Below are 10,756 nucleotides of genomic sequence, written 5' to 3'. Positions count from 1 at the left end.
CATACTGGCCGGGGTGCGCGCCGGGGGCAAGAACGGCGGCATCGCGTGTCCCCGCGCGCCGTTCCCTCCCGCCCCATGATCCGCCAGGATGAGGGCATGGATCTCGTCGAGCGGTGGGTCGCGCTGGCCGGGCCGCACACCCGGCACATCGGCGCCGAGCTGGACGCCCGCTACGGCGAGCCGCACCGCCGCTACCACACCCGCGCGCACCTCGCCGCCGTCCTCGACCTCGTGGACGAGCTGGCCGGGCACGCCGCCGACCCCGACGCGGTCCGGCTCGCGGCCTGGTTCCACGACGCGGTCTACGACCCCGAGCGCGCCGACAACGAGGACCGCAGCGCCCGCCTCGCCGCCCGCATGCTCGCCGACACCGACCTCGCCCCCGGGACGCTCGACCGGGTCGTCCGGCTGGTCGAGCTGACCGCCACCCACGCCCCCGACGGCGGCGACCGCGACGGGCAGGTGCTGTGCGACGCGGACCTCGCGATCCTCGGCGCCGACCCGGAACGATACGCCGCCTACGCCGCGTCCGTCCGGGAGGAGTACGCGTTCGTCCCCGAGGACCTCTACCGCGCCGGGCGCGCCCAGATCCTCACCGGGCTCCTCGCGCTGCCCGCGCTGTTCCACACCCCGCCCGCGCGCGAGCGCTTCGAGGACCGCGCCCGCCTCAACGTCCGGACCGAACTGATGCTCCTGAACGCCTGAGAGGTGCAAACCGGGGCGCTCGCCGGATTTCCCGGTGAACCGGGCAGTCGCCGTTCGGGCGTACGGTCATACGGTCGCGCTCAAATGCACGCGAGGGCCTACCCAATTCCGGCTCGAACGCGTCTTGTTCCCCATCCGACACACCGTTCACACGCGCGGGCGAACCCGTTCCCGCGCAGGCCAGAGGGGTGGACGGAAGTGGATCAAGGAACCTGCCGGGAAACGTGCGGCGAGAATCTCACTGAGAATCCCATACAGTGCCTTCCAGTACGACATGCAAAGGGGCATGCACGTGAACGACGTAGTCGCCTACATCCAGGCGAACAGAGAGCGGTTCATCACCGATCTCAAGGACTGGCTCGCGATCCCCTCCATCTCCGGGGACCCCGCGCACGCCGGTGACGTACGACGCTCCGCCGAGTGGCTGGCCGCGCACCTGACCGGTGAGGGCTTCCCGACGGTGGAGATCTGGGAGACCCCGGGGCTGCCCGCCGTGTTCGCGGAGTGGCCCGCCGCCGACCCGGACGCGCCCACCGTGCTCATCTACGGCCACCACGACGTCCAACCGGTGGAGCCGCTGTCGGAGTGGGCGACCGATCCGTTCAAGCCCGTGGAGAAGGGCGACCGGCTCATCGGGCGCGGCTCGTCCGACGACAAGGGCCAGGTCTTCTTCCACACGCTCGGGATCCGCGCGCTGCTCGCCGCGTCCGGCGCCGCCGCCCCGCCCGTCACGATCAAGTTCCTGGTCGAGGGCGAGGAGGAGTCCGGCTCGGTGCACTTCGCCGGGCTGCTGCGCGAGCGCCGCGACCGGCTCGGCTGCGACGCCGTCGTCATCAGCGACACGACCATGTGGGCGGCGGACGTCCCGTCGATGTGCACCGGCATGCGCGGCCTCACCGAGGCCGAGGTGACGCTGCGCGGGCCCGCGTCCGACCTGCACTCGGGGTCGTTCGGCGGCGCCGTCCCGAACCCGCTGCACGCCATGGCCGCGCTGCTGGCGGGCCTGCACGACGCCGAGGGCAGGGTGGACATCCCCGGCTTCTACGACGGCGTCGTGCCGCTGACCGCCGAGGAGCGGGACGCGTTCGCGCGGCTGCCCTTCGACGAGGAGGCGTGGCTGCGGACGGCGGGCGAGAGCCGCGCCGCCCACGGCGAGGCCGGCTACAGCACGCTCGAACGGATCTGGGCCCGCCCGACCGCCGAGATCAACGGCATGTGGGGCGGGCACACCGGGCCCGGCGGCAAGACGATCGTCCCGCGCGAGGCGCACGCCAAGATCTCCTTCCGGCTCGTCGCCGGGCAGGACCCGGCCGCCGTGCAGGACGCCTTCCGCGCCTGGGTCGCCGCGAACACCCCGCCCGGCGTCGTCGCGGAGGTCGCGATCCCGGGCGGCGGCGTCCGGCCGTGCTTCTCGCCGATCGACTCGGCGGGCGTCCGCGCCGCGCGCCGCGCCATGGAGCGGGCGTTCGGCGGCGAGGTGCTGTTCACCCGCGAGGGCGGCAGCGGGCCCGAGGCCGACCTCGCCGACGTCCTGGACGCGCCGCTGATCTTCGTCGCGGTCGGCCTGAACGACGACCACATCCACGCCCCGAACGAGAAGGTGGAGATCCCGCTGCTGCTCAAGGGCGCCGAGGCCGCGGCCTACCTGTGGGAAGAACTCGCCACGGCCCTACGCTGAACCCCACACGACCGACGCTTCGGCGGGTTCCGCGGGGAGGCATGACGTGACGGTGACGGGCGGGCTCGAATGGCTGGCGCTCGCGCGCGGCACCCTGGACAGGGCCGCGCTCAGGCGCCGCGACGACGACTGGCTCGCGGCCGCGTGGGCCGACCCGCGCACCCGCGTGCTCGTCGTGCGGGACGGGCGGTCGCTGGTCACCGGCGACCCCGACCCGGCCCTCGTCCTGCTCCCGCCGGCGCAGGCGCCGGACGGCGACCGCTGGCTCCTCGGGGAGGACGCCGAGGGCACCGTCTACTTCGGCGTGACCGCGCCGCTGCCCGCCGTCGAGGGCGCCGAGCCCGCCGGCCTGCGCCAGGTCGGCGCGCTCCTCGCCGACCGCGACTCCGGGCTGCTCACGCACGCCGTCGCGCTGGAGCACTGGCACGCCACGCACCGGTTCTGCCCGCGCTGCGGCACCGGGACGAGGGTCGCCTCGGCCGGGCACGTCCGGGTCTGCCCGGCGGACGGCTCGCAGCACTTCCCCCGCGTCGACCCCGCCGTGATCATGCTGGTGACCGACGCGTCCGACCGGATCCTGCTGGCGCGCGGCACCCGCTGGGCCGCCGACCGGCGCTCCATCCTCGCCGGGTTCGTCGAGCCCGGCGAGTCGCTGGAGCAGGCCGTCGCGCGCGAGGTGGAGGAGGAGGTCGGGCTCGCCGTCCGCGACGTCCGGTACGCCGGAAGCCAGCCGTGGCCGCTGCCGCGCAGCCTGATGCTGGGCTTCACCGCCACCGCCGACGGGACCGTTCCGCTGCGTCCCGACCCGGAGGAGATCCTGGACGCCGCCTGGTACACCCGCGAGGAGCTGCGCGCCGCGATCGACGCGGGCGACATCGTCGCGCCGGGCCCGCTGTCCATCGCCGCGCAGCTCATCATGCGCTGGTACGGCGGCGAACTGCCCTCGATGCCGCACTTCTGACGTGCGCCGGCCCCCGGAGATCCCTCCGGGGGCCGGCGCCGGCTCGGTGGCGGCTACGCCTCGGCGGCGAGTTCCGCGAGGTGGCGCTTGACCTCTTTGGCGCTGGGGTTGGTCAGGACGACCCTGTCGCCGATCGTGACGGTCGGGACCGTCTGGTTCCCGCCGTTGACGCTCATCACGAAGTCGGCCGCGGCGGGGTCGCGCTCGATGTCGACCTCGACCATCTCGATGCCCTCGCGGGCGAGCTGGCTCTTGAGCCTGCGGCAGAAGCCGCACCAGGACGTGGTGTACATGGTGAGCTGCCCGGTCGGGCCCTTGGCCCGCTCGGTGGTGGGCGTCGCCATCGGCGCGTCTTCTCCCTCACTCGTCAGGACGTTCCGTTTCGATCACGCCTATCAGAGAACAGCGGAGAACCGCTTCCCATTCCTGCCCGTTCCTGCCCGCGTGCCGGGAGGTGCCCCGGCCGGCGCCGGGGCTGCAAGGATGGGGGGATGTCTGCTGAGTCGGTGCTGGCGGGGCTCGACCCCGAGCAGCGGGCGGTCGCCGAGGCGGTGCAGGGCCCGGTCTGCGTGCTCGCGGGCGCGGGCACGGGCAAGACGCGCGCCATCACGCACCGCATCGCCTACGCCACGCTCACCGGGGTCGTGACGCCGCAGCGCGTGCTCGCGGTGACGTTCACCACGCGCGCGGCGGGGGAGCTGCGCGGCCGCCTGCGCGCGCTCGGCGCGCCCGGCGTCCAGGCGCGCACGTTCCACGCGGCGGCGCTGCGCCAGCTCACCTACTTCTGGCCGCGCGTCGTCGGCGGCGAGCCACCGAAGATCATCGACTCGAAGATCGGCCTGGTCGCGGACGCGGCGCGCGCCTGCCGGCTGTCGTTCGGCCGCACCGAGCTGCGCGACGTCGCGGGCGAGATCGAGTGGGCGAAGGTCACCCAGCACCGGCCCGAGGACTACGCCGCCGCGCTCGCGCGGGCCGGGCGCAGGGCGCCCGCCGACGTCGTCGACATCGCCCGCGTCTACGCGATGTACGAGCAGCTCAGGCGCGAGCGCAACCTGCTCGACTTCGAGGGCATGCTGGAGCTGACGGCGGCCGTGCTCACCGAGCACCGGGAGGTCGCGAACCAGGTCCGCGAGCAGTACCGGTACTTCGTCGTGGACGAGTTCCAGGACGTCAACCCGCTGCAGAAGATGCTTCTGGACACCTGGCTCGGCGACCGCGACGACCTGTGCGTCGTCGGCGACCCCAACCAGACGATCTACTCCTTCACCGGCGCCAGCCCGTCCCACCTGCTCGACTTCACCCGCGAGCACCCGGACGCGACGGTGGTGCGGCTCGTCCGCGACTACCGCTCGACGCCGCAGGTCGTGCGGCTCGCCAACGGCGTCATCGGCGCGGCGCGCGGAAGTACCCGGCACAAGCTGGAGCTGGTGGCGCAGCGGCCCGACGGCCCCGACCCGGTGTTCAACGAGTACGACGACGAGGTCGCCGAGGCCGACGACGCCGCGCGCCGGGCCCGCAAGCTCGTCGACGAGGGCGTCCCCGCGCGGGAGATCGCGATCCTGTTCCGGATCAACGCCCAGTCGCAGACCTACGAGGCGGCGCTCGCGGCGGCGGGCGTCCCCTACGTCCTGCGCGGCGCGGAGCGGTTCTTCGAGCGGCCCGAGGTGCGCGAGGCGGTGGTGCGGCTGCGCGGCGCGGCGCGCGCGGGCGCCGACGCGGAGACCGACGGCACGGGGTTGATACTGACCGTCCGGCACGTCCTGTCCGGGGCCGGCTTCTCCGACCGGCCGCCCGAGGGCGCGGGCGCGGCGCGCGCCCGCTGGGAGTCGCTCGCCGCGCTCGCCCAGCTCGCCGAGGACATGGCGGCCGACGATCCGAAGGCCGGCCTGGCCGAGTTCGTCGCGGAGCTGGAGGAGCGCGCCGCCGCCCAGCACGCGCCGCCGCTGGAGGGCGTCACGCTGGCCTCGCTGCACGCCGCCAAGGGCCTGGAGTGGGACGCGGTGTTCCTCGTCGGGCTCGCCGAGGGCACGCTGCCGATCGTCTACGCCGAGACGCCCGAGCAGGTCGAGGAGGAGCGCCGGCTGCTGTACGTGGGCGTCACGCGGGCGCGCGTCCACCTGACGCTGTCGTGGGCGCTGTCGCGCTCGCCCGGCGGGGCGCGGCGCCGCCGCCCGTCCCGGTTCCTGGACGGCCTCACCGGCAAGACCGCCACCCACACCCCCGCCCCCCTCGACCGTGCCAGGCGCCGCGCCGCCAAGGGCCCGCAGCCGTGCCGGGTCTGCGGGCGCCCGCTGACCGCCGCCGTCGAGCGCAAGCTCGGCCGCTGCGAGGACTGCCCGTCGGAGATCAACGAGGAGCTGCTGCTCGCGCTCCGGGAGTGGCGCGCCGGGGTCGCCGCCGACCAGAAGATCCCCGCCTACGTCGTGTTCACCGACGCGACGCTCCAGGCGATCGCCGAGCACGCGCCCGAGTCGATGGAGGAGCTGGCCCGCATCCCCGGCGTCGGCAGGGTCAAGCTCGACCGCTACGGGGAGACCGTCCTGTCCCTGTGCGGCGCGTGACCCTTCCGGGGGGTGAGACCCCGATCACATGCGGCGATGCGGAACACTGGCCCGTGTGAAGGAGTCACTGAAGGCACTGCTGGACCTGCTCGACCTCGAACAGATCGAGAACGACATCTTCCGGGGGCGCAGCCCCGAGGACCGCCAGCAGCGGGTCTTCGGCGGCCAGGTCGCCGGGCAGGCGCTGGTCGCCGCCGGGCGCACCGTCCCGGTGAACCGCCCCGTCCACTCGCTGCACGCCTACTTCATCCGGCCGGGCGACCCGCTGGTCCCGCTCGTCTACACGGTCGACCGCGTCCGCGACGGCCGGTCCTTCACCACCCGCAGGGTCACCGCGATCCAGCACGGCAAGGCCATCTTCACGCTGTCGGCGTCGTTCCAGATCGTCGAGGGCGGCCCCGAGCACCACGCGCCGATGCCGGACGCCCCCGACCCCGAGACGCTGCCGACCGGCCGCGAGCGCCTCACCCCCCTGTTCGGGGAGGACCGCGCCCGCGAGTTCACCGAGGGCCGCCCGTTCGATCTGCGGCACGCGACGCCTCTCACGTGGGAGGCCGCGAAGGACACCTCGCTCGCCACCCCCGAGTCAAGGGTCTGGCTGAAAGTGGACGGCGAACTGCCCGACGACCCGCTGCTGCACGTCTGCCTGATGACCTACGCGTCCGACATGACGCTGCTCGACACCGTCCTGCTCAACCACGGCCTCGCCTGGGGCGACAAGCGGACGATGGGCGCCAGCCTCGACCACGCCATGTGGTTCCACCGGCCGTTCCGCGCCGACGACTGGCTGCTGTACGCGCAGGACACGCCGTTCGCGGGCGGCGCGCGGGGCCTCGCGCGCGGCCAGGTGTTCACCCGGGCGGGCGAACTCGTCGTGTCGGTGATGCAGGAAGGGCTCATCCGCGTCTCGGACGCGTGAGATGATCGTTCCGGCCGGGCCGCCGGGGGCGCGAGACGCGTCCGGGGTGGGCCCGGTTCCTTGATCAGCGAGTGAAGTGACCCACAAACTCGCAGGTCAAAAATACCTTGATTGATTTACCGAAGTCCCCGTACGCTCGTTGCGAGCAATCAGCCGGCCGGTCCGGGTGGATCTTGAATCCGCCGGGCGCGGCCCGATCAGCCAGGAAGGTGGTGTGACGTCCGGTGATGAGAATGTTGATCAAATCGACGCCGAACTGGACTCCCACCTGCCCTGGTGGCGCCGTCGCGTATTCCGCCATGCCCGTGTGGTCCGAGCCGGGTGCCAAGCCCGGTGGCCCGCCGGCCTCTGACGGACTGAATGCGCGGTTCGGCGAGCCGACCCCGGCGAGCGCGCGGGTCGACGTCTCGGGCACCGGTGTCCTCGGCACCAGTGTGCTCGGCATGCGACTGCGTGATCTGCGCATCGAGCAGCGAGTCCAGGAAGAGCAGGGGCGCGACGTCTTCGAACTGCTCGACGACGAGTCCCAGGCTCCGGCCCACATGGCCGCCACCACCAAGGGTGGCGTGTCGGGTCCGTACCCCTGGAGGCGACCGGTCTAGCACCACACCGGCAAGCCCCCAGGCCGCGGATCCAGACACCGGATCCGCGGCCTTCTTGTTTGCCCAGACAACCCACCGACACGCCCGTTGAGATCCAACGAGAGGAACAAGGGTGACTGTGATGCAGGGGGCTCTCGCAGTGAGCGAAGAGGACCTCACGCTTCCGTGCCGGACCGACCCGGAGCTGTTCTTCGCCGAGGCTCCCGCCGACGTCGAGCTCGCCAAGGCCCTGTGCCTGGAGTGCCCGCTTCGCAAGGAGTGCCTCGCCGGAGCGCTTGAGCGCAAGGAGCCCTGGGGCGTCTGGGGCGGCGAGCTGTTCGTCCGCGGCGTGATCGTTCCGCGCAAGCGGCCGCGCGGCCGTCCCCGGAAGCACCCGCTCCCGGACGAAGTGACCGTGTGAGCGCCTGATGCCGACGATGTCCGCATCCGGCCGAGTCGACCCCGGAGGCGCGGCCCCCGCGAGGGGACCGCGCCTCCGGGCGGCCAGGGAGAACGAGATGACCTTGCTCAGCCAGGACCTGTCCCGGGAGCGAATACCCGGCACGGTCCCGGACGGGCTCGCCGCCCGGGTGGTCGCGCTGCGGCGCGCCCGCCGGGACGCGAGGACCAGGGCGTCCCGCGTGCGCCGCGTCCTGCTCGCCCCGACCGCGAGCGGTGACCTCCACCCGCGCCTGCCCGACGACCACAGAAACTGAGGACCACCCCGAACTGAAGACCGCCCCGAACTGAAGACCATCCCGAACTGAAGACCATCCCGGCCTGTCCGGTCGAGGCCGCCGCCCGTCCTTCTTGGATGGTTTGGCGGGCCCGGCACCGCCTCCCGCGACGGGCGCCCCGGCGCGCCGGTGGCCCACTTCACCGGCCGCGCCTTCACGGGCCCCGCGCGTCCCTCATCAGGACGCGCGGGGCCCGTCGGCCTTCCGCCGGAACGCGGCCCGCCGCGGTCAGCCGGTGACGAGTTCGGTGCCCTCGTCCTCGGTGTCCTCGGTGTCCTCGGTGTCCTCGGTGTCCTCGGTGTCCGCGGCGGGCTCCGCCTCGGCGAAGCCCGGCACCCACCTCAGCGACTCCGCGCGGGCGGGGATCTCGCATTCGAGCTGGCACAGCACGCCGGTGCCCGCCGACAGGACGCGGTGGATGATCACGTACTCGGGCGGCAGGTTCAGCTGCCGGACGACGTTGGTCGGCCGCAGGTCGGTGACGCGGGCGGCCATGTCGCGCAGCCACTCGCGGTTGAACGCGAAGGTCTCGGTGACGAACGGCTCGGTGATCGGGGCGAGGAACCCCTGGAGGGACTCGGCGTCGATCTCGACGCCCTCGCGGATGAAGTCCTCCCGGCGCAGCGCCTCCTCGATCTCGCCGATGTCGGCCATCGTGCCGATGCGCAGGAGCAGGCCGAGCCGCTTCTGGAAGCCGCCGGGGATCCGGTCGACGGCGCCGAAGTCCAGCACGCCGAGCCGCCCGTCCTCCAGGAGGCGGAAGTTGCCGGGGTGCGGGTCGCCGTGCAGCATGCCCGAGCGCTTGGGGCCCGACAGCAGGAACCGGCAGTACAGCAGCGCCGCGTGGTCGCGGGTCTCCTGGTCGCCGGAGCCGATGATCTGCGAGAGCGGTGTGCCGTCCATCCACTCGGTGACCAGGACGTCGCCCGACTGGGCGATGACCGCGGGGATCGCGAAGTCGGGGTCGTCCGCGTAGGCGTCGTGGAAGATCGTCTGGGACTCGGCCTCGATCGTGTAGTCCAGCTCCTCGACGACCCGCTGGCGCAGTTCGGCCAGCATCGACTTCACGTCCAGCCCCGGCATCAGGACGCCGAACAGCCGACCGAGGCGGGAGAGCTGGTTGAAGTCGCTGACCAGGGCCTTCCCGGCGCCCGGGTACTGGACCTTGACGGCGACGGCGCGGCCGTCCGCCCAGACCGCGCGGTGCACCTGGCCGATCGAGGCCGCCGCGGCGGGGCGGTCGTCGAAGGACTCGAAGCGGTCGCGCCAGTCCGGGCCGAGCGCCTCGGCCAGCACCGTGTGGACGGTGGCGGCGGGCAGCGGGGGAGCGGCCTCCTGCAAGCGGGTGAGCGTGGCGCGGTAGGGGCCCGCGATCTCCGGCGGCAGCGCCGCCTCGAAGATCGACAGCATCTGGCCGAGCTTCATCGCGCCGCCCTTGAGCTCGCCGAGCACCTTGAACAGCTGCTCGGCGGTGCGGGCCTGGATCTCCATCGCGACCGCCTCGGCGGGCCGGCCGAACGTGCGCTTGCCGAGCCCGAGCGCGGTGCGCCCCGCGAAGCCGATGGGGAGGGACGCCAGCTTTGCTGACCGCGTCACCGCGCGGCGGGGAAGATCGCTCACGACGTCCATTGTCGGTGATCGGCTCTCGTTCGCGCTACGACCGCCCTGAGCCGATCCCGGACAGCGGATGAGATGCGTCTCGTTGACCTGCGATAATGGAGTAAGTGTGCGCTTTCTCACGCCACGCGGTAGGTTGCGGGCCATGCCTGAGGAGCCCTCCGAGCCGTTGCTGGTCGAGCGCCGCGCCGCCGGGATCGCCGTCCTGACCCTGAACGACCCGGGGCGCCGCAACGCGATGTCCGGTGAGATGACCGCCGCCTGGAAGGCGGCCGTCGCGGGCCTGCGCGCCGACCGGGACCTGCGCTGCGTCGTGGTCACCGGGGCCGGGAGCGCGTTCACCTCGGGCGGCGACCTGTCCTGGCTCGCGGGCGGCAACGCCGGCACCGTGCCCGCGCTGCGCGACCGGATGCTGGACTTCTACCGGACGTGGCTGTCCATCCGCGATCTCGAAGTGCCCACGATCGCCGCCGTCAACGGGCCCGCCGTCGGCGCCGGGCTGTGCCTCGCCCTCGCCTGCGACCTGCGCTACGCGGCGGAGCGCGCGAAGCTGCTCGCCCCCTTCACCGCGCTCGGCCTGCACCCGGGCATGGCCGCGACCTGGCTGCTGCCCGAGGTGGCCGGGCTGCCGCTGGCCCGCGAGATGCTGCTGACCGGACGCGTCCTCACCGGCGCCGAGGCGGCGACGTACGGCCTGGTCAACCAGGCGTTCCCGGCCGACCGGCTGCTCGCCGAGGCGCTCGCGGCGGCCGAGCGGGTCGCCGCGCAGGCCCCCGTCGCGACCCGCCTCACCAAGGTCGCGCTGGCGGGCGGCGGCCACCCCGACATGGACGCGGCGCTGCGCTGGGAGTCGCTCGCCCAACCGGTCACGATGACCACCCGGGACATGGCCGAGGGCATCGCGGCGCGGCGGGAGGGCCGAGCCCCTCGATTCACCGGGGAGTGAACCAGCCTCACAGGGGCCGGGGGCGAGCGTCCAAAGATTGTGGAAACCCCG

12 protein-coding genes are annotated in these 10,756 nt (G+C 73.3%); 9 read left to right on the top strand and 3 right to left on the bottom strand.

The annotated features are described in order from the left end of the window. Positions 1–96: 96 nt before the first annotated feature. From GNZ18_RS24460 to nudC, 3 genes are all read left to right on the top strand, one after another. Positions 97–705 carry an HD domain-containing protein gene (locus GNZ18_RS24460; protein ID WP_156218901.1) on the top strand — a complete coding sequence of 203 codons (609 nt, stop codon included), beginning with the start codon at positions 97–99 and terminating at the stop codon, positions 703–705. Positions 706–997: 292 nt separating this feature from the next. Then, entirely contained in the window at positions 998–2,383 is a 1,386-nt protein-coding gene (locus GNZ18_RS24455; RefSeq protein ID WP_308165935.1) for a dipeptidase, read from the top strand. A 52-nt stretch (positions 2,384–2,435) separates the two neighbouring features. Next, positions 2,436–3,344: an NAD(+) diphosphatase gene (gene nudC / locus GNZ18_RS24450; protein WP_214617384.1), complete on the top strand. Its 909-nt coding sequence runs from the start codon at positions 2,436–2,438 to the stop codon at positions 3,342–3,344. Positions 3,345–3,397: 53 nt separating this feature from the next. On the opposite strand, the gene GNZ18_RS24445 is transcribed toward nudC, so the two are convergent. Next, a complete protein-coding gene (locus tag GNZ18_RS24445; protein ID WP_156218899.1) occupies positions 3,398–3,688 on the bottom strand; it encodes a mycoredoxin in 291 nt (96 codons plus the stop codon). Between the two features lie 147 nt (positions 3,689–3,835). Here GNZ18_RS24445 and GNZ18_RS24440 point away from each other — a divergent pair, with 147 nt between their 5' ends. After that, the gene (locus tag GNZ18_RS24440; protein ID WP_156218898.1) at positions 3,836–5,905 is read left to right on the top strand and encodes an ATP-dependent DNA helicase UvrD2; all 2,070 of its coding nucleotides are present in this window, start codon (positions 3,836–3,838) and stop codon (positions 5,903–5,905) included. A gap of 55 nt (positions 5,906–5,960) precedes the next feature. After that, entirely contained in the window at positions 5,961–6,824 is an 864-nt protein-coding gene (locus GNZ18_RS24435; protein WP_214616784.1) for an acyl-CoA thioesterase, read from the top strand. 64 nt (positions 6,825–6,888) lie between these two features. Here the strand turns inward: GNZ18_RS24435 and GNZ18_RS24430 are convergent, their stop codons facing one another. Then, positions 6,889–7,239 (bottom strand): hypothetical protein, encoded by a 351-nt coding sequence (locus GNZ18_RS24430; protein ID WP_156218896.1) that lies wholly within the window; start codon positions 7,237–7,239, stop codon positions 6,889–6,891. 28 nt (positions 7,240–7,267) lie between these two features. Here GNZ18_RS24430 and GNZ18_RS24425 point away from each other — a divergent pair, with 28 nt between their 5' ends. From GNZ18_RS24425 to GNZ18_RS24415, 3 genes are all read left to right on the top strand, one after another. After that, a complete protein-coding gene (locus GNZ18_RS24425) occupies positions 7,268–7,426 on the top strand; it encodes a hypothetical protein (RefSeq protein ID WP_156218895.1) in 159 nt (52 codons plus the stop codon). A 121-nt stretch (positions 7,427–7,547) separates the two neighbouring features. After that, positions 7,548–7,826, top strand: a complete 279-nt coding sequence (locus GNZ18_RS24420) for a WhiB family transcriptional regulator (protein ID WP_156218894.1) — start codon at positions 7,548–7,550, stop codon at positions 7,824–7,826. Positions 7,827–7,923: 97 nt separating this feature from the next. Then, positions 7,924–8,121, top strand: coding sequence for a hypothetical protein (locus GNZ18_RS24415; protein ID WP_156218893.1), 198 nt, complete (start codon positions 7,924–7,926; stop codon positions 8,119–8,121). Positions 8,122–8,370: 249 nt separating this feature from the next. Here GNZ18_RS24415 and GNZ18_RS24410 read toward each other — a convergent pair whose 3' ends face one another. After that, on the bottom strand, positions 8,371–9,762 hold the full coding sequence (locus tag GNZ18_RS24410; protein WP_312874700.1) for an ABC1 kinase family protein: 1,392 nt from the start codon (positions 9,760–9,762) through the stop codon (positions 8,371–8,373). A gap of 142 nt (positions 9,763–9,904) precedes the next feature. Between GNZ18_RS24410 and GNZ18_RS24405 the strand changes: the two genes are divergently transcribed. After that, the gene (locus GNZ18_RS24405) at positions 9,905–10,705 is read left to right on the top strand and encodes an enoyl-CoA hydratase/isomerase family protein (RefSeq protein ID WP_156218891.1); all 801 of its coding nucleotides are present in this window, start codon (positions 9,905–9,907) and stop codon (positions 10,703–10,705) included. Positions 10,706–10,756: the final 51 nt, after the last annotated feature.

The organism is Actinomadura litoris (assembly GCF_009733595.1).
GTDB lineage: Bacteria > Actinomycetota > Actinomycetes > Streptosporangiales > Streptosporangiaceae > Spirillospora > Spirillospora litoris.
The sequence above is the reverse complement of the archived record's forward strand: the minus strand, read 5'-3'. Positions and strand labels throughout refer to the sequence as shown.

Excerpts from the sequence above, each read along its gene's own strand:
- GNZ18_RS24460 (WP_156218901.1), top strand. The coding sequence starts at position 97 with ATGGATCTCGTCGAGCGGTGGGTCGCGCTGGCCGGGCCGCACACCCGG.
- GNZ18_RS24445 (WP_156218899.1), bottom strand. The coding sequence starts at position 3,688 with ATGGCGACGCCCACCACCGAGCGGGCCAAGGGCCCGACCGGGCAGCTC.
- GNZ18_RS24440 (WP_156218898.1), top strand. The coding sequence starts at position 3,836 with ATGTCTGCTGAGTCGGTGCTGGCGGGGCTCGACCCCGAGCAGCGGGCG.
- GNZ18_RS24425 (WP_156218895.1), top strand. The coding sequence starts at position 7,268 with ATGCGACTGCGTGATCTGCGCATCGAGCAGCGAGTCCAGGAAGAGCAG.
- GNZ18_RS24420 (WP_156218894.1), top strand. The coding sequence starts at position 7,548 with ATGCAGGGGGCTCTCGCAGTGAGCGAAGAGGACCTCACGCTTCCGTGC.
- GNZ18_RS24415 (WP_156218893.1), top strand. The coding sequence starts at position 7,924 with ATGACCTTGCTCAGCCAGGACCTGTCCCGGGAGCGAATACCCGGCACG.
- GNZ18_RS24405 (WP_156218891.1), top strand. The coding sequence starts at position 9,905 with ATGCCTGAGGAGCCCTCCGAGCCGTTGCTGGTCGAGCGCCGCGCCGCC.